The following is an 18,455-nucleotide window of genomic DNA, read 5'->3' on the forward strand; positions in this document are numbered from 1 at the left end:
GCTAATGGCTAATTGCCGAGGGAAAAATTTTAGCAATCTAAGCAAAATTACAGTTTGTAACTAATAACTTGGGTTAATAGCTAATTGCCGATTGCGATTGCTTTAACCATTAGCCATTAACCATTAGCCATTAGCCATTAGCCATTAGCCAACTTCCGACGTTGCTTGCACGGGTGCTTGAATCTGAGGTTGGAACTGGAACAGCGAATAGACGACGTTGCGACGAATCGCGGTCATCATTTCTAGGAACATTTCGTATCCTTCGCTCTTGTACTCGATCAGCGGGTCTTGTTGACCGTAACCGCGCAGTCCCACCGACTCCCGCAGGGCATCCATTGCTTGCAAGTGTTCCCGCCACAAGGTATCGATTTGTTGCAAGATAAAGAAACGTTCGGCTTGACGCATCAATCCGGTGCTAACTTGCTCGATTTGCGCTTCTTTAATGTCGTAAGCAATTCGGACTTGTTCTTGCAAGAACATTTTAATTTCGTTCATCGACAAGTCTTCGAGTTGTTCTGGTTCTAGGTCGCTAAGTAGATAGACAAATTCTTTCACTTTAGCGACCATTTCGGGTAACTTCCATTCTTCCGAAGGTAGTTCGGGGTTAATATATGCTTCCACGATGTCATCCATCGTTTTTTCGGCATACTTAATCACCTGTTCTTTCAAGTCTTGACCTTCCAACACCCGGCGACGTTCGGCGTAGATCGCCCGACGTTGATTGTTCATCACTTCGTCGTATTCAAACACCTGTTTGCGGATGTCGTAGTAGTAGGTTTCGACCTTTTTCTGCGCGCCTTCTAAGGAACGGGTGAGCATTCCCGACTCGATCGGCATGTCTTCTTCGACGCGGAAAGCATCCATCATATTTTTGACGCGATCGCCCCCAAAGATCCGCAATAAGTTATCTTCCAAACTGAGGAAAAACTTAGTCGATCCGGGGTCGCCTTGCCGTCCCGCACGTCCGCGCAATTGATTATCGATGCGGCGCGATTCGTGGCGTTCTGTGCCAATTACGTGCAATCCGCCTAATTTTACGACTTCATTATGTTCCGCTTTCGTGAAGACTTCGTATTCCTCGCGGATGCGGTTATAAACGTTCCGCAGCTTTTGAATTACCGGGTCTTCCGTGGGGGCTTTTTCCGATGCGATCGCCACCTTATCTTCCGCTTCCAGTTCGGGCATACTGCGTTCCCCATACTCCCGCACGGCAAATTCTACCGCTTCTTTGAGCGCTGCCTCGGTGGCCTTGCTTAATTGAGTCGGATAAATTTGGGGAGAAGCTTTCCAAGTCTTGACTTTCTTGCCGGGAACGAACCCTTGACCGCCACTGCGATCGCGTTCTGCCCCTGGCACCCGCGTCACCGCAAAGCTATCTTCTTCTTGCTGGACGATGCGGGGTAGCAAGTATTCCCGCAACTTTAACCGCGCCATATATTCGGCGTTACCGCCTAAGATAATGTCGGTTCCCCGTCCCGCCATATTCGTAGCGATCGTCACTGCTCCCTTGCGTCCCGCTTGTGCTATAATCTCAGATTCCCGTTCCACGTTTTCTGGTTTAGCGTTAAGCAAGTTGTGGGTAATATCGCGCTCGCGCAATAATCTGGAAAGCAATTCAGATTTTTCCACGCTGGTAGTTCCCACGAGTATCGGGCGACCAATTTCGTGCAATTCGGCGCACTCTTCGGCGACAGCTTTCCACTTTGCCATTTCGGTTTTATAAACCACATCCGATACATCCCGACGTCCGGTAGGACGGTTGGTGGGAATAATCGTTACTTCCAGCTTGTAAATCTTTTCAAATTCGGCTTCTTCGGTTTTGGCAGTCCCCGTCATCCCGCCGAGCTTAGGATACAACAAGAACAAATTTTGATAAGTAATCGTCGCCAAAGTTTGAGTTTCTGGTTGAATTTCCACTCGTTCTTTAGCTTCAATTGCTTGGTGCAAACCATCGCTCCAACGCCGTCCTTGCAGCACCCGTCCGGTAAATTCATCGACGATAGTAACTTCGCCGTTACGGACGATGTAATTTACGTCTTTGATGAACAGTTCTTTAGCTTTAATCGCGTTGAAAATGTAGTGCGCCCAGGGGTCATTCGGGTCGAATAAATCGTTCACTTCCAGTAGCTTTTCAGCTTGGGCAAACCCTTCATCTGACAAAATTACGTTGCGAGCTTTTTCATCTACCTCGTAATGCTCTTCACTATTCAGTCCCAGCGCGACTTGTGACGCCCGGATGTATTTTTCGCTGGGGCGTTCGACTTGACCAGAAATAATCAGCGGCGTGCGAGCTTCATCAATTAAAATCGAGTCAACTTCATCAATTACGCAGTAGTTAAACGGGCGCTGCACCACCTCTTCCATAGAGGTTGCCATATTGTCCCGCAAATAATCAAAGCCGATCTCGCTATTAGTTGCATACGTGATATCGCATGCGTAATTTTTTTGCCGCTCTCTGGGTTCCATTCCACTTTGTATTAGTCCGACACTCAGTCCCAAAAAGCGATGGACTTGTCCCATCCATTCCGCGTCCCGACGTGCCAAATAATCGTTGACGGTGATGATATGCACCCCTTTACCTGAGAGGGCATTTAGATAAGCGGGGAGAGTAGCAACCAAGGTTTTACCTTCACCCGTTTTCATTTCAGCAATTTGACCGGAATGCAATACCATACCGCCCAAAAGTTGCACATCAAAGTGTCTCAATCCCAAGACGCGGCGACCAGCTTCCCGCACGGTAGCAAAAGCTTCTGGCAGCAATTCATCTAGAGTTTCTCCCTTTGCCAATCGCTCTTTGTACTCGGCTGTTTTCCCGGTTAGTTCCCGATCGGAAAGTTGCTGTAATTCGTCTTCTAGGAGATTAATTTCAGTCACTAATGGCTGGTATTTTTTGAGTTTACGAGCATTCGGATCGCCCAGCAAAGTTTTTAACATTGTAGTCGCTCAAACTTGTTAGTTGTTAGTTGAAACAAAGTGAAAATTGTTGGTTCGTAGTATGCGATGGCAGCGCCTACTACAAGCCTGCTTTTTTATTGCGATCGCCAATAGCTTTTGTTACAGGAATGTCTTTGACTTTCCATTATCAGCCATTAACGTTGTTGACGTTAACAATGGCAGGAGATAACAATATCTTCATGGTATCATTTTGAACCCAATGAAGCGATAAAGCTATTGGCTGGCAATAGGAGCAATTGCCGAACCAAAAAGTAGTAATTTTGCCGTTCTGGTAGCTTTTTGCTGGCTTTACGGAGCGTTTTGCCACTCGGAACTGAGGGTGCGAAAATCGTATTCTCCCGTACCGGGGTGACAGCTGATACAACTAGCCATCGTCACCGACTGGGGCAGTTTAACTTGAGGATGAAGTGCTTTAAAATATCTAGATTGGGCAACTCGATAGGGAGTTTGTTCTTGTTCTGTAATGGGGCGGGAGAAGGTTCGTAGGTAGTCCCACACGAGTAGGCGCTCTGGATCTACCAGAGGTTTTAGCTGCCTGCCATAGTGTTCCGAGTCTTCCAGCAAGTCTCGCCAAGTTTGCGTTGGCAGAACTGCTGGGGGTAACCCGATATGGCAGGTGGCGCAGTTTTCCAGATAAAGTTGTTGCCCTAGTTGGTAGCGTCTGGGAATTACGTCAACAGTGCCGATGGAATTTTGAGTTGAACCGCTGACTATTCCTTCAGCATTGGGTACGGGCGGGTTGGCTGAATCTAACTGAGAGTAATAAGTAATACCAGTAATATCGGCACTGACGGACTTAAAATTTTTTGAGGCGGGTTCGGTTTGAGCGGGAAGAGCTGTTATCAGGGTTAAACTCCAGCCAATGACAACACTCCACAGAACCAGTAGCATGAATAAAACGACTGGCGATCGCTTGTGTAACTCTTGTTGAATTTTTGACCGTACCAGTTGTCCCATTACTAACTCTCGTCGCCCAGCACCGCTTTCTTTGGTTATAACAATTTTCCTTTATTTTTTGGCGATCGCATCCATTCTCTGGCTATCAATTGTCAATGGTTTGCCATCGTCTCCATATCCTTCTACCTGGCTAAAACCAGCTTGCAAACACCAGTCCCGAATTTCAGTATAAGTAAAATAGCGAACGAAGTACTCCATCCGCCGAATCTTTCCATCTTTAATGATAATTTTTTCGCTGTAGGAACGACCCGTCAAGATATCATATCGGTGACGGTCAATGGCGTAGTTTCCATCGCGTTCGGTCACCATTTCAGGCCGAAACTGCTTGAGCATTAAATCGCGGTTAAATGAGTCCAAGATTAGCTTACCACCGGCTTTCAAGGCGCGGTTAGCTTCAGTTAATACCCGACGGTTATCCTCGTCCTCAAAGTAGCCGAAAGCAGTTAACCAGATGATGATGCAGTCGAAATGTTCTGTCCAAGGCAGAGAGCGCATATCCCCCTGAATATATTCTACTTCGACGCCCCACTCTGCGGCCTCGCGACGCGCTATATCGAGAAAAAAGGCGGAAGCATCCAACCCTGTTACGTGACAACCGCGTTTTGCCAGTCTGTTAGCAATCCGCCCATGTCCGCAGGCGAGATCCAAAACTGTCATTCCCGGTTCCAAACCAAGCAGACGCCCGATTAAGTCTACATCGCGATCGCGACACCTCTAATTGCCGATACACTGGACAAAAGCGGACAACGAATACATATAGCCATCATTACGGTGTATTGCCCTACAATATTTGTGACGCACAGGACTAACTTTTCCTGTTTCACAAATCATCTCAAAAACTCCACTTGCTCGTACAATTAGTCTGCCAACATGAGTCCCAGCAAATTTGCCTCTCTTGAGGGTTGCTTGTACCATGTCGCCAGTTTCAAAGCCAAAAAATTCCTTACATCGTGTCTTGTGTTTAATTGGAAAGCCATATTTATTAGTCTGACACATCTGACGGCTGCCCCATCCTTTGGCTGAGATTGACAAAGGCTGTGAAGTCAAGATTTTTAGGTGTCCCACTACTCCCACGCAAGCTGCATCTAACCAATGAGTTTTCGGCAGCCCCAATCGAGTACGATTGTATTTGGTTCGACCGCCTGTTGAGGTTTCTACTGGTAATGATGTTTCTTTTAATCTGTTGCAGAGTTGCCAGCGGATACTATTTACTGCTGCTGCATCTTTCAATGGTTGTTTGACTCCTGTTAAGAGCCGATTTAATAAGTCGGGTTTTTCTGCTAAGAAATCTTTAACGTCTAGATTTCCTTTGGCTGCGTTGCAAGCTCTACAAGCAATTGTTAAATTAGATACTCGGGAACTGCCTCCCTTTGATTTGGGGTGGATGTGTTCAATTTCTAAGGGGACATTTTCTGTGTTGCAATAAGCACATTTTCTGCCCCATTTTTCTAATAAATATTCTCGAATCTCGTAACCTGCGAGCTGCCCTTGTTGGTATTCAATGCCTGATATTTCGGGGTTTTCCATTGCCTGGGTATCAAATTTCACCAACTCCTGAGATATCCCTGCAATCGGCACGTATCGGCGGATGCGGTTGACCCAAGTCAGAATGTTTTCGATTCTCGATTCGATGCTAGGTGGCAACCATCCTGCTTTGCGAGTGCGATTTAAAAACCTTGGTTTGCGATACCTGGTTTTTCGGTTTCTGCGGTGACGGCGAATTGCACGACGGGATTCTAAGTTGTTGTTAATTTGCTGTCCCCTATGGGTTAATTCGGCACCCCAGATTACTTTGTCATTTCGGACAATTGCTAGTCCACTAACTTTGGAACCCGGATCGATTTTTAATTGATGGGGCTGTAATTTGGGTTGAGATACTGGGTATTTGAGTACAATTGTCAATGGGTAACGCCGATAAATAGCGGCTTTTCGGAGTTTTAACAATCGCCTCGCTTGTCCTGGGTGTACTGGGTTAAGTTGTTGTCCGTTGGTATCGATAACAAATACAAAGTTAGACATGAATGTCCTCCCTTTCGGGGTAATGTTTTCCTCGCCAATGTTTTGAGGGCTTGTGAGGTCAATCGCACTTCCTTAACCAAATAGGGATGTTTAACTATTGACGACAGGGCTACAAGCTGGAAAGTACCTGTAGGTGTCATGACCCTCAAAACGTAGTTTTGTAACTGAGGCTGGCTATCTCTTCAGCGTTTGCAGCGGTTGTCCACTTTTGTCCGCTGTTTGGTGGATAGCTTCGTTCTGCTGTTATCAGCGGCGCGTAAAAGTATAGATAATCTGCGTCAAATAAAGCTTCAAAATCAAACTGCGGCGTATTCATACTAGGGAATCGGCACCGATCGCATCAGCCGTTCTACAATTGTTTTTGCCCGCCGTCCCCCCGTTGGGATCAGGCGATGGGACAATACGTGGGTTGTCAAAAATTTAACATCATCGGGAATAGCATAATCCCGTCCTTCCAAAAATGCTAGCGCCTGAGTTGCCCGCTGCAAGGCAACTGCACCGCGAGGACTGACGCCCAACGTAATTTCTTCATCTTCCCGCGTTGCCCTTACCAGATTCAAAATATACTGTTGTAAAGGTGTTTCTACCTTTACTTGCTGACATAAATGCTGTAACTGTTGCACTTCCTCTAGAGAAATGCAAGGTTTCAATTCATCAACGGTGACGCGCTCTTGCAACCGTTGCAACATTTGCAGTTCTTCCGCTTCTGTGGGATAGCCTAAACTCAAAGAAAGCGTAAACCGATCCATTTGCGCTTCTGGCAGAGGAAACGTGCCTTGATATTCAACCGGGTTTTGAGTAGCAATGACAAAAAACGGACTCTCGACTTGGCGCGAAATCCCATCTACAGTTACCTGCCGTTCTTCCATCACTTCCAGCAAAGCCGATTGAGTGCGGGGTGTAGCGCGGTTAATTTCGTCTGCTAGCAATATGTTAGTAAAAACAGGGCCGGGGAGAAACACAAACTCACCCGTGCGTTGATTCCAAATATTCGTGCCGGTAATATCTGTAGGTAATAAATCGGGGGTGCATTGCAGCCGTTGAAATTTGCCATCAATTGAGCGTGCCAGAGATTTTGCCAACAAGGTTTTGCCGACGCCGGGGACATCTTCTAGCAAGGCGTGTCCCCCAGAAAGCAACGCCACCAACACCAAGCGAATGGCATCGGCTTTGCCAACAATTGTACGACCCAGGTTTTGAGTTAGCTGCTCGATCCGATCTTTCATGATTGGGTAATGGGTAATTGGTAATAGGTAATGGGTAATTTACGATTGAGATTATTTTTCCCGATTTGCTAGTTTAAATTTCCCATTACTTTAATACGGATCTGGCCTTGTCGCAGTCGGCTTGTATTTGCGCCTTGAGTTCATCTAGGGAAGCAAATTTTTGTTCGGGTCGCAGGAATTGTTCTAGGCTTACCGTTAAGGTTTGTCCGTACAAATCTCCTGTCCAGTCTATCAGGTAAACTTCCACGGTGGGAGTTGTACCCTTAACTGTAGGACGGCAACCGATGTTCATCACCCCTGGAATCGGGCATGGCATAATGTTTCCGGGTTCGCTGCTGCGTTCGCGGAGAGTGGCTTTAGCCGTATCGCCGTTCTCGATCTTGACTTGCACTGCGTAGACGCCTTTGCGGGGCAAAAACTTTTCGGGGGGCAGGTGCAGATTGGCGGTAGGAAATCCTATAGTTCTGCCTAACTGCTGACCTTGTACGACAGTTCCCGTCAGGGTATAGGAGCGACCCAGCAGCTGGTTTGCCCTGGATATGTCTCCTTCTGTCAGTGCAGTGCGGATGAAGGAACTGCTAATCCTTTCGCCAGAACAGATTTGCAGACCAACAATTGTTGTTTCTATCCCATAGGTGGCGGCGATCGCTTGCAAGTCGGTTGCAGTACCTGTACGCTTGCACCCGAAGCGAAAATCCTGTCCGACACTGATGCGCTGGCTTTTGAGTCGCCGCACTAAAATTTCTTCTACAAACTGCTGGGGCGTTAAATCGGCTAATTCTCGATCGAAGGGCAGCAATACTAGCTGTTCTACTCCCAGATTTCCCAGTGCCATTGCTTTTTCTTTTGGTGGTGTTAATAAGGCACGGGGTTGGCCTGTAAAAAATTCCTGCGGATGCGGATAAAAGCTGACAACCGTCGGATAAGGACGCGCGGTTGTTTCTGCTTGGGATGGTATTTGATTGCCTTCTGTGGCGTTGTCGGTCAAAATTTCCCGCTGTCCCCCTTGTAAGGAGGCGCGTTGCCCGGTTTGGATGGCAGCGCTTTGCAATACGGGTCTGACAACCTGCTGATGCCCTCGGTGGACGCCGTCAAAATTTCCCAGGGCAACTGCGGTTGGAGTTAGAACTGTTGTTAGCGATGAGGTAAGCCACACGCTTTACATTTTTACATAAATCGAGTTAAAAATACGGGAATTTTTGGATTGGGGCGATCGCGTTTGGCAAGCAGGCGCAAAGCGCCCGTGGGTCTGGTGAAAGATATAACAAAGGATCCCAAGCGGGGGTATTGCTGTTGGCGCGATCGCCAATCGATCCACGTCGGTTTTTCCTTTGCCCTTTGTGGCGATCCACTAGGGCGAACGATTAACAACGAAACCCCCCAGCGTTAACAAAACCTGCGGAATTCCCCATCCGCCTGTGCGGTGGGGATGGATAGCAAGGGAAAAGTCAGGGGTACCGCTTCGCACCAGCAAGCTACGATACCCCTGACTTTTCCCATCTCCCGCCCGATTGATTTTGACAAATATTTCGGGACAACCTTTAATGATAAACCCAGAATGTAGTAAGATAAGCTTGCCAAGGGGGTAATATTGAGTGCTGCACAAAGCCGTACAAATCCGTTTATACCCATCTCAGCAACAAGAGATACTTTTGTCTCAAACATTTGGGGTAGCTCGCTGGTGGTGGAATTAGGCGCTAAACAAATCAATTGAAACGGATAAAACCACTGGCAAGGGACTTGGACAGGTAGCACACAATGCACTGTTGCCAAAACTCAAGAAGCAAGAGGAAAAGCTGTGGCTAGCTGATTGTTACAGCCAAGTTTTACAGGCCACAACGCTAAACTTAACAACAGCGTACAAAAACTTTTTTGAGAAACGTGCAAGTTTCCATAGTTCAAGTCCAAGCACGGTAAGCAGTCAATCCAGTATCCTCAAAACGTCAAGATTGTGGATGGCAATGTCAAGCTGACTGGCAATATCGGGATAGTCAAGGCCAAAATCCATAGACCTATTGAGGGGAAGATAAAGACCGTTACCGTTAGCAAGACTCCATCAGGCAAGTATTTTGCGTCTATTTTGACCGAAGTAGCCTGCAAAAAACCCTCTACATCGGAAGGTAAGATTTATGGTATTGACTTAGGCTTGAAGTATTTTGCCGTTGTCACTGACGGCGAAAAAGTATCAAAGTACGACAATCCCAAGCATCTTGCCAAGCATGAGAAAAATCTCTTGCGTAAGCAGAAAAAGCTAGCGCGTAAACAAAAAGGAAGTAGGTCAAGAAACAAATACAGAAAAGTTGTTGCCAAGGTGTACGAACTCGTTAGCAACTCGCGGCAATATTTTCTCTATAAACTTAGTTATAAGTTGGTCAGCTAAGCCATTGCTGTCATAATAGAAAATCTTCATGGTCATTGCCCATGGTATGCGCGAAGCGCCAGCTGAGCGAACGTAACCACAATTTGGCAAAGGCAATAGCTGATGCTGGATGGGGAACATTTACCAACTTTTTAGCCTATAAGCTAGAGCGCTTTGGCGCTGGCGTTGGTTGAGATTGATAGATGGTTCCCCAGTTCCAAACTCTGCTGTAGTTGTTACTGTCAGGTCAATGAAATGCCGTTAGAAATGAGCGAGTGGACTTGCCCTGATTGAGGTACCGATCGTGACCGCGATGGGAACGCAGCGATAAATATTAGAGCAGAGGGTATCAGAATGCTCCCATGGGGATGGTTCAGCCGTCTTTTGCTGTAGTCGGGGAGATCAGACCAAAGATGGGGCGAAAGTCTCATCTAGTGTACTCCCCGGTGAGTACAGAAGCCCCGTCCGCCTATGGGTTGGGGTAGTTCACGTTTTCCACCAGCCCCCTTTTTTCACCTGATTGCATTTGGCGCAGGAGTTTGTCACGTCAAAGTAACGGACAATCCCTTTACCTCCTCCGGCGCCGCTTTAGACTCCCCCAGGTTTTCCATTTCCAATGTCAGCGACATTCCTTCCCTTGCCATCACCGCGTTGGGGAACTTTTGTTGCACCTGCTCTCCAACGCTGTCTAAGAAATCGTCGTCGTGTAGCGGGTCGTGGTGGAATATTACCAGTTTCTTGACGTTGGCTGCAATAGCTACCTTGACTGCTTCCTGCCAAGTGGAATGTCCCCACCCCACTTTGCTGGACTTGGGCGAGTGGTATTCTTCATCGGTGTAGGTGGCATCGTAGATGATGACGTCTGCATTACGAGCCAGCCACAAAACTTCTTCATCCAAGCGGTCGGGTAGATGTTCTGTGTCGGTGATATAAGCAGCTGCTTTACCGTGCCAGTTGACGCGGTAACCCACTGCTTGTCCCGGATGGTTGAGCGAGGCTATTTCTATGGTTATATCGTCCAATGGAACTGGTTTTCCCACCTCGATATCGTAAAATTCCAGCTCTGCTCCCATAATTTGTAGCGGCACGGGAAAATTTGGATGGAGCATTTGGTCGTGCATACGCTGCTTGATTGTGGAACCGTTGGGCGCTATAGCTCCGTATATATGGAAGTGATTTCCCTTAATGAAGGCTGGTGTAAAGAAGGGAAATCCTTGTATGTGATCCCAATGGGAGTGGGTGAAGAACATGTGGGCTTCTACCGGCATCTGAGATAGCAGGCTTTGCCCCAAAACCCGCAGGCCGGTGCCACCGTCAAAAATCAGGCGCTTACCACCCACGCGCATTTCCACACAAGGTGTATTGCCGCCGTAGCGCACTGTGTGGGTTCCCGGACAGGGGATGCTTCCTCTAACTCCCCAAAAGTGTATTGTGAACTGGTTTTGCATACTAGACATGGGTGTTGCTTGCTTTTTTTCCTCTGCCAATTTCTGGATGGGGTTGATACTTTTGCGACCGCCTGTACTATCTAATCCCAAGCCTTTTGCCTAGACGTTTTGCACGACTGCTTTAGCTTCACTCTACGCCTGGGAATGACCCGGTAACCTTGCCACGGCAATCTCACTGTGTGGGCTGACCAACATAGGGCAGGCGACCCCAGTCTGACATGGCGAGGCTTGCCTTTCAACGGTTCCATTTCCTGCGCCCCTTGGGGTTGCAGAAAAGGGAAAAGCTGCTGCATGAAAGTCCCCCATGCCATAGACTCCAATAAACGCTCATCATAATCTTTAAACTGGGACTGAAGCCACTGTTTTTTCACCATTTTTTACTAAGTTTAAACAGCGATTGGCAGCCTGGGGTTCAAACCGTCCACGAGTTGTGCAACCACAACAACCGTGCCAATGGCTGTGCCAGAGCTGGCGCGGATTTTACTTTCGTGCCGCGCTGGGAACCACCTTAAACCCTTGTGGGGGTCTATCGCCAGTGGTAGCGAGGGTTGGTCTGGGGGAGATGCAGGTGTTGCCCTGATTAAGCGAGCCTACTTTTTGAGGTAATCTAGGCGCGGAAGATGCTTGGGGTATTGGTTTCTCATACTATCAGCCTACTCGAACCTCTGACGGTGATCTCGGACACTGGAGTCTAGTTATTTGCCACAAGGACTTGATATCTCCCCCTTTCAGAAACAGGGGAAACTGGATCGGATGTTGCTACGGCGGCTGCAAGCCTCTCTAAGCAACGCTTACGGATTTATTTACTTCGGCGCCCAAATCAATCAATCCGTTGCCTTTGTCTCAAGGCTCCCTTCCCCGCCTCGACTATGTTTAAACCTAGCTGTACAGCTACTTTTCTCAGGATATTGGCAACGCTGTTGCCCTCGGCGTTAATTAACCATCCTTGAGCAATTTTATACAAACCCCGTTTTACCGTAATGTGCTTATCACTTGAATCAGTTCGTTGGGATGGTGGATGAGAAAATCTGGGTTGTGTTCGGCTAACACGGTTTTTGAATTAAACCCCCAACTCACTGCAATCATTTTTATCTGACTTCTTTTTGCCGCTTCTATATCTCGGGTTTCGTCTCCCACATAAATAACCTCTTCTGGAGTTAAGTTAGCTTGCTTTAAAAAACGATTAATCACCCGACTTTTCCCAAAAATATTTGCTCCTGAATAAATAAAATCAAACAATTCTTGTAATTTATTCTTTTCCATAAACAACATGACATTTTCTCTGTCGTTAGACGTTATAATCCCCAATCTATACCCTTGCATTTTCAGTTCTGATAACGCTTCGTCAATCCCTGGTAATGGATTTAATCTAGAAATTTCATTGTTTAATTCATTCTTTAATCTTCTCAAAATAAAAGGTAATTTAAAAATTGAAACGCCCGATTGTCTAATAATTTCCCTGGAGCTTAAATTTCTAATTTGTTCTATTTCCTCTGGGGCAGCTTGCTTATAGCCAAATTCTAAAGCTAACCGATTAGAAATAGCCACGATGGTATCGAATGTATCGGCAACTGTGCCATCAAAATCAAAAATGATTGCTTTGAGCATTTTTAAATTGGTAATTGGTAATTGGTAATTGGTAATTGCTGATTGCTAATTGCTAATTGGTGAATATTTTTTTCTATTAGCCATTACCCATCACCCATTAACCTTTGGTTTGCCTCAAGGTTAGCACGGGCATTCCGCCGCAGCATCTGGGGTTTAATTCTTCGCAGTGCGGATGCCCGAAATCGCGTATCCCACTCTTGAGGGGCGATTTCAGCTAATTCTGTCAGCTTGGGGTCTATATTGCCAGGATATGGCTGAAATTCCCCGACATCCGTGGGTTTGGCAAAGCGGTGATTCCAAGGGCAAACGTCTTGACAAATATCGCAACCAGCAACCCAGCCTTGCATTTGGGATGCGATCGCATCTGGCAATTTTTCTGCCCGATTTTCAATTGTATGGTAAGCGATGCAGCGATTGGCATCTACTATAAAAGGTTGGGCGATCGCTCCTGTCGGACATGCCTCGATACAACGAGTACAACTACCGCAGTGTTGGGTATGGGGTCGATCGGTTATCAAGTCAAAATTGGTGATAATTTCCCCCAAAAATACCCAAGAACCATACTCCCGCGTTATTACATTACCATTTTTGGCAATCCAACCAATTCCAGCTTGCTGCGCCCATACTTTATCTTGCACTGGTCCAGTATCGGCATAGTAACGAGCAACAATACCTTCCCCTTGCGCTTCTAACCATAAAGCTAGTGCCTTGAGCTTTTTATGCATGACTTTGTGGTAATCCCGTCCCCAAGCGTAACGGGAGATTTTGGCGTATTCCTGCCCTTCAGGACGCTGGTGTCCGGTGTAGTAGTTGAGGGCGACGCAAACAACACTTCGCACTTCTGGCATCACCAAGCGGATGTCCTGTCGCTTGGGATTCGCCATCCATTCCATGTCGGCATGATACCCCAGTGCGAGCCATGCCTGCCATCGCTGCACATCTTGCGCGTCTACTTGATTGACGGCTGCAATCCCAACCTTGTGGAATCCCAACTCCAAGGCTTTTTGCTTCACGTCAATTTGTGGCGACGGATTATAACTCACGCAGTCGAACTGGTCACGCGATCCAGATCGCATTTTAGCCAAATTTGCAATTATAATTTTGCAACTGTAGGATTGGTAAAAATTATTTACAATTCTTAAATAAAAGTATCATACTGTAAATCAAGGAGCAGAGATTCACGAACTCCATTGTTTGGATCAGTAGTTATCAAGAATCTCTTTTAAAGATATGACCTTCACGGCAGACTTTGCTTCAACCCGGTTTTCTAACCCCTTTGCTGCTAACAACCAGTTGGCTGATGCGGTTCCCGCTACCACTGCTTTATTCAAGCGTCTGAGCGTCGATGACCAGCTGGCAGCACTTTGGTATATCTACACGGAAATGGGTCGTTCGATTACCCCTGCCGCACCTGGGGGTAAAAACAGTTTGAAAAAATCTACCTATTTCTGCCTAAATCTCCCTAAACACTGAGGATAATGTGAAGTTTTGCTGATATTTGACCAGCAGAAACCAAGATAAAATTAAGATCGCACTCACAACAGGTAGTAAACAGCCACCCAACCGTGCTACTAGGATTTAAAACTCAAATCCAACTGAAAAACACTCAATCTCAACTACTTGCCAAACACGCAGGAGTAGCACGTCATGCTTGGAACTGGGGATTAGGATTAACCCTAGCCATCCTCGACCACAATCAGAACCACCCAGAGGATAAAATCAAATTTCCTAGTGCCATAGATTTACATAAATGGCTAGTGGCATTAGTCAATTCGAAACATCCTTGGTACTATGAAGTCTCAAAAACAGCCCCCCAATATGCATTAATGCATTTAAGAGAAGCTTGGAAAAAATGCTTCCAAAAAAAAGCTGGAACGCCAAAATTTAAGAAAAAAGGACGCCACGATTCATTTACGCTGGAAGGGAAAATCAAAATTATTAGTGCAAATAAAATTAAAATCCCTGTCATCGGCGTGTTAAAAACCTACGAACTTTTGCCTTGTGGCATCACGCCCAAAACATTGACGATTAGCCGCAAGGCCGATCAATGGTTCATTTCGTTTAAACTGGAGGTGGAACCCAAATATACCCCAAAAGCGATTGATGTGGTTGGGGTAGACTTAGGCATATTAAATTTAGCCACACTCTCAACTAAAGAAGTTTTTCCTGGTGCCAAAAAAACTCGCCAACTTCTGAAAAAGCTAGCTCACTTACAATGGAGTCATCGGCAAAAACAACCTCTCTCGCAAAATTGGCGATCTTCTAGAATTAAAATAGCGCGGCTACATCACAAAATTGCTAACATTCGCTGTGACTACTTGCACAAGTTAACCACCTACTTAGCCAAGAACCACGGCGTAATAGTAATTGAGGACTTAAACGTCAGTGGCAGTGCGATTCGTTCAGTCGAAACCCTTTTGGGGGGGATGGCTGGCTTCAGTAGAGTAACCAACAAGGTAGAGTTCGCACTTTAATCCTCTACTGATGACAACTTGATACTCATACAAGTGCGTGGAAGTATCCTAGAAACCACAAGTCCTGTCATCCTAGTGCGGGATTGAAAACACACAAACTACCAGGCAACTGGTAGCCCCTACATCTATGACTGACCATCAGGCGATGTAAAGCGGGGGTGAAAGCAGGAATAGGCGGTAATAGCTGAAAGCGCCTACTGCGAGTAAGAGTCCCACGGGTAGAAAAAACGAAGTGTCGATGAGCCATCGTGAGACGTTGCCAGGGGATATAAGCTGATAGACCTCGGTCTAGCTCCTGGGCTTGAAATAGCAAGCAAGGGTAAGGTCTAGCAAGTTCTGCCGACTGAACTAGCGCACAACCTAGACCCCCGGTGGAAAGGCACACCCTAACGGCTCAAACCAATGAGTATAAGGAACGAAGTAACAACGTCTAAATGGTTCCTATGATGGTCGATGAATAGGTAAGCGGTCAGGCTATACACCTTTGACTGGAGGGATGGTTCAAAAAGCAAATGCCCAGACCGAACAAACGGTCAATGCTGGAAAAGAGATGGCGTAATTGCCGGGATAAGCAGACGTGAACCGCAATGTGTAAAAGTTAGAGGAGTAAGTAGTAATGAATAAGCCTAATTCAGGTTCACTAAAGAACACTGAGGGATGGAGAAGTATCAATTGGAAAAAAACCGAAAGATACGTCTTTAAGTTACAAAAACGCATCTACGCTGCTTCACGTAACGGTAATGTCAAGCGAGTCCGAAAACTCCAGAAGACATTAATGAGGTCTTGGTCTAATCGGGTACTAGCGGTACGACAGGTAACAGTGGAAAACCAAGGTAAAAAGACCGCAGGAGTGGATGGGGTCAAATCCTTATCCCCAAAAGCGCGTCTAGACGTTGCAGAGCGTTTAAAACTAACTGGGAAATCCATGCCTACACGACGAGTATGGATACCAAAACCAGGAAAAGAAGAAAAACGCCCACTCTCAATCCCGACTATGTTCGACCGTGCGCTACAAGCCGTAGTCAAAGCAGCTCTAGAACCCGAATGGGAGGCAAACTTTGAAGAATCCAGCTATGGCTTTAGACCAGGAAGGTCAGCCCACGACGCAATCACGCATATTAAGCTAGCTATTAAAAGCAAAGCAAAATATGTACTAGATGCGGATATAAGCCGCTGTTTTGATTGTATTAACCATTCAGCGTTACTCCAAAAGTTGAATATAAAAGGCAAAGTTAGGCAACAAATAAAAGCTTGGCTAAAGTCTGGAGTAGTAGATAAAGGAGTATATAGCGCGACATCAGAGGGTACGCCTCAAGGCGGGACAATTAGCCCGCTCTTAGCAAATATTGCCCGGCACGGATTAGAGAATAGAATCAAAGAGTTTGCCGAAACTCTGAGCATGATAAATCCCTGAATCGGGAGAAAAATGTGCAAAAGAGATCAAAGAAAATCTCTAAGTTTTATCAGGTATGCCGATGATTTTGTTCTCCTACATCAAGATAAATCTGTGGTGATTAAATGTCGAGAAATAATCTCGGAATGGTTAGATGGCGTCGGGTTAGAATTGAAACCTGGAAAAACCAGATTAACTCACACACTCAAACCAGAAGAAAGTGAGGATGGGATTGCTGGATTCGACTTTTTAGGTCATCATATCCAACAATACCCAGCGGGTAAATATAGGAGCGTCAGAGATACACGTAAAGACGAACCACTAGGTTTCATAACCCTCATTACCCCAACTTTGAAAGCTTGTAAAGAACATCAGTTGTCAATCAAAAAGCTCATCCTGAAACATCGGCATTCGCCGCAAGCTGCATTAATCGCAGACTTAAACCCTGTGATTAGGGGATGGGCAAATTATTACCAAAATTCGGATGCTAGTACAGCCGGAACTTTGGGAAATCAAGACCACCTCATGTACCTAAAGCTACGAAGATGGGAAAAGTACAATCGTAAGACTGTAAACCGCAAGGGGAGCAAATATTGGACATCTGTAAAAGATAGAAATTGGGTATTTGCGACACAAGGTGCAAATCCACTTCAACTCATAACACATGTTGAAATCGGCAGTAGTAGCCGCTCATATGTAAAAGTTAAAGGGGATAAAAGTCCTTACGATGGAGACCTAATTTACTGGAGTTCAAGGCTAGGTGACCACCCAGAAATGCCTAAACGCTCATGCTATTTACTTAAAAAACAAAAAGGTAAATGTGCCTGGGGCGGATGGCATTTTAAAGATGGAGATTTATTGGAGATAGACGATATAACACCAACTACTTTAGGAGGCAAAGATGAATTTACAAATCTCCAGTTACTCCATAGACATTGCCATGACGAAAAGACTGCTATTGATGGTAGTTTGAAGTCCCGTAATCACAAAAGGGAAACACATTGAGTAGCCGTGTGCGGTCAAAGTCGCAAGCACGGTTTCGGATGGGAGGGAGAAGTTAGTAATGACTTCTCTCGACCCTACCTGTTAGCTAATCGGAAGTTAGCTCTAGCTATTGCAGATGGGAGTTTTTATGAATTTTTTCGACAGTTAGAGTACAAGTGCCAACTGTACGGGTCAAAGCTTTTGATCGTTTCCCGGTGGTTTCCTAGTTCAAAAACTTGCCATTGTTGTGGTGAAGTGAAACAGTCTTTACCTCTATCAGAGCGGATTTTTCACTGTGAAAAATGTGGTTGGAAGGGAGATAGAGACTTGAATGCAGCGCTCAATGCGAGAGCGAGTAGGGAGAGCTGCTCCCGAAGTTACGCCTCTTGACTGTTTTCGCCGACTCCCTTGGTGGAAGCAGGAAGTCAAGCCGACACAAGTCTCATAGATAGATTTGAGTAAGTTTGACAGAGCGGCAGCACGTCTACAACTCGCTGAAGGGTTGCTCAATCAAATCAAGCAGATGTCACACACTGAGCAGCTGCAAGCGATGCGCGACTTAGCTTCCAACAAAAATACCCAGATTAGTCGCTCCTATGGCATTTTGAGCGCTAACACCAAGCTGGCTTTCTGGTATCAATTGGCGCAATGGATGACTCAAGGCTTTGTAGTGCCGATGCCAGTAGGTTACCAACTTTCTAGCGCTGGCGCGCAGGTGATCCAACCCACATTCCGCAGATGTGGCTCGGAATTTTTTATCAGTTGTGAAAACTGGGATCCCAAAAATTTTTCTGCTTAACTTATGCGGCTTTAGTGTCACGGGAACATATCAAATTTACCTAAATTAAGTAAATTAAAATAATTGACTTTTTCTAATAGATTTATGGCGCTATTTTATTGATATAACTCATCTTTTTAGCCAAGGCAACTGCGGTCAAGCTCAAATTATCTTGACTAATAAATTAGGATTATTCACAAATATCTACACCTTGATAAGCTGCTACGCAGCTTAATTTTATAATATAATGTTAA

18 protein-coding genes and 1 pseudogene are annotated in these 18,455 nt (G+C 45.9%); 8 read left to right on the forward strand and 11 right to left on the reverse strand.

Annotated elements, in window-relative coordinates; all coding sequences use genetic code 11:
- Nucleotides 1-144 precede the first annotated feature (144 nt).
- From secA to ACE1CM_RS32080, 8 genes are all read right to left on the reverse strand, one after another.
- Nucleotides 145-2,934 carry a preprotein translocase subunit SecA gene (gene secA / locus ACE1CM_RS32045; protein WP_374882918.1) on the reverse strand — a complete coding sequence of 930 codons (2,790 nt, stop codon included), beginning with the start codon at nt 2,932-2,934 and terminating at the stop codon, nt 145-147.
- Nucleotides 2,935-3,243: 309 nt separating this feature from the next.
- Complete coding sequence (locus ACE1CM_RS32050; protein ID WP_374882919.1) at nt 3,244-3,912, reverse strand: diheme cytochrome C; 669 nt, start codon at nt 3,910-3,912, stop codon at nt 3,244-3,246.
- A 51-nt stretch (nt 3,913-3,963) separates the two neighbouring features.
- Complete coding sequence (locus ACE1CM_RS32055) at nt 3,964-4,599, reverse strand: class I SAM-dependent methyltransferase (RefSeq protein ID WP_374882970.1); 636 nt, start codon at nt 4,597-4,599, stop codon at nt 3,964-3,966.
- Nucleotides 4,600-4,626: 27 nt separating this feature from the next.
- Nucleotides 4,627-5,931 (reverse strand): RNA-guided endonuclease IscB, encoded by a 1,305-nt coding sequence (gene iscB, locus ACE1CM_RS32060; RefSeq protein WP_374882920.1) that lies wholly within the window; start codon nt 5,929-5,931, stop codon nt 4,627-4,629.
- A 145-nt stretch (nt 5,932-6,076) separates the two neighbouring features.
- A complete protein-coding gene (locus ACE1CM_RS32065; RefSeq protein ID WP_374882921.1) occupies nt 6,077-6,247 on the reverse strand; it encodes a hypothetical protein in 171 nt (56 codons plus the stop codon).
- Nucleotide 6,248: 1 nt separating this feature from the next.
- Entirely contained in the window at nt 6,249-7,157 is a 909-nt protein-coding gene (locus tag ACE1CM_RS32070) for an AAA family ATPase (RefSeq protein ID WP_374882922.1), read from the reverse strand.
- Between the two features lie 85 nt (nt 7,158-7,242).
- Complete coding sequence (locus ACE1CM_RS32075) at nt 7,243-8,313, reverse strand: bifunctional riboflavin kinase/FAD synthetase (protein WP_374882923.1); 1,071 nt, start codon at nt 8,311-8,313, stop codon at nt 7,243-7,245.
- A gap of 11 nt (nt 8,314-8,324) precedes the next feature.
- Complete coding sequence (locus ACE1CM_RS32080) at nt 8,325-8,528, reverse strand: hypothetical protein (protein ID WP_374882924.1); 204 nt, start codon at nt 8,526-8,528, stop codon at nt 8,325-8,327.
- A gap of 224 nt (nt 8,529-8,752) precedes the next feature.
- On the opposite strand from ACE1CM_RS32080, the gene ACE1CM_RS32085 reads away from it, so the two are divergent.
- Together ACE1CM_RS32085 and ACE1CM_RS32090 are read left to right on the forward strand one after the other, a co-directional pair.
- The gene (locus ACE1CM_RS32085; RefSeq protein WP_374882925.1) at nt 8,753-8,851 is read left to right on the forward strand and encodes a helix-turn-helix domain-containing protein; all 99 of its coding nucleotides are present in this window, start codon (nt 8,753-8,755) and stop codon (nt 8,849-8,851) included.
- Nucleotides 8,852-9,108: 257 nt separating this feature from the next.
- Nucleotides 9,109-9,537 (forward strand): RNA-guided endonuclease InsQ/TnpB family protein, encoded by a 429-nt coding sequence (locus tag ACE1CM_RS32090; RefSeq protein ID WP_374882926.1) that lies wholly within the window; start codon nt 9,109-9,111, stop codon nt 9,535-9,537.
- Nucleotides 9,538-10,058: 521 nt separating this feature from the next.
- Here the strand turns inward: ACE1CM_RS32090 and ACE1CM_RS32095 are convergent.
- The 3 genes from ACE1CM_RS32095 to queG all read right to left on the reverse strand — a co-directional run bounded on the left by ACE1CM_RS32095 (nt 10,059) and on the right by queG (nt 13,615).
- Complete coding sequence (locus ACE1CM_RS32095; protein WP_374882971.1) at nt 10,059-10,973, reverse strand: MBL fold metallo-hydrolase; 915 nt, start codon at nt 10,971-10,973, stop codon at nt 10,059-10,061.
- A gap of 963 nt (nt 10,974-11,936) precedes the next feature.
- Nucleotides 11,937-12,572 (reverse strand): HAD-IA family hydrolase, encoded by a 636-nt coding sequence (locus ACE1CM_RS32100; protein ID WP_374882927.1) that lies wholly within the window; start codon nt 12,570-12,572, stop codon nt 11,937-11,939.
- A gap of 83 nt (nt 12,573-12,655) precedes the next feature.
- The gene (queG, locus tag ACE1CM_RS32105; RefSeq protein ID WP_374882928.1) at nt 12,656-13,615 is read right to left on the reverse strand and encodes a tRNA epoxyqueuosine(34) reductase QueG; all 960 of its coding nucleotides are present in this window, start codon (nt 13,613-13,615) and stop codon (nt 12,656-12,658) included.
- A gap of 187 nt (nt 13,616-13,802) precedes the next feature.
- On the opposite strand from queG, the gene ACE1CM_RS32110 reads away from it, so the two are divergent.
- The 6 genes and pseudogenes from ACE1CM_RS32110 (at nt 13,803) to ACE1CM_RS32135 (ending at nt 18,222) form a co-directional block, all read left to right on the forward strand.
- Complete coding sequence (locus tag ACE1CM_RS32110; RefSeq protein ID WP_374882929.1) at nt 13,803-14,045, forward strand: orange carotenoid protein N-terminal domain-containing protein; 243 nt, start codon at nt 13,803-13,805, stop codon at nt 14,043-14,045.
- Nucleotides 14,046-14,137: 92 nt separating this feature from the next.
- Nucleotides 14,138-15,046: an RNA-guided endonuclease InsQ/TnpB family protein gene (locus ACE1CM_RS32115; RefSeq protein WP_374882930.1), complete on the forward strand. Its 909-nt coding sequence runs from the start codon at nt 14,138-14,140 to the stop codon at nt 15,044-15,046.
- Between the two features lie 616 nt (nt 15,047-15,662).
- A pseudogene (locus tag ACE1CM_RS32120) lies at nt 15,663-17,024 on the forward strand (reverse transcriptase domain-containing protein); the annotation flags it as partial.
- A gap of 189 nt (nt 17,025-17,213) precedes the next feature.
- Entirely contained in the window at nt 17,214-17,444 is a 231-nt protein-coding gene (locus tag ACE1CM_RS32125) for an HNH endonuclease (RefSeq protein WP_374882972.1), read from the forward strand.
- Nucleotides 17,445-17,450: 6 nt separating this feature from the next.
- Nucleotides 17,451-17,813: an RNA-guided endonuclease InsQ/TnpB family protein gene (locus ACE1CM_RS32130; protein WP_374882931.1), complete on the forward strand. Its 363-nt coding sequence runs from the start codon at nt 17,451-17,453 to the stop codon at nt 17,811-17,813.
- A 64-nt stretch (nt 17,814-17,877) separates the two neighbouring features.
- A complete protein-coding gene (locus ACE1CM_RS32135) occupies nt 17,878-18,222 on the forward strand; it encodes an orange carotenoid protein N-terminal domain-containing protein (protein ID WP_374882932.1) in 345 nt (114 codons plus the stop codon).
- Nucleotides 18,223-18,455 lie beyond the last annotated feature (233 nt).

Source organism: Microseira sp. BLCC-F43, from assembly GCF_041929235.1.
GTDB lineage: Bacteria > Cyanobacteriota > Cyanobacteriia > Cyanobacteriales > Aerosakkonemataceae > Microseira.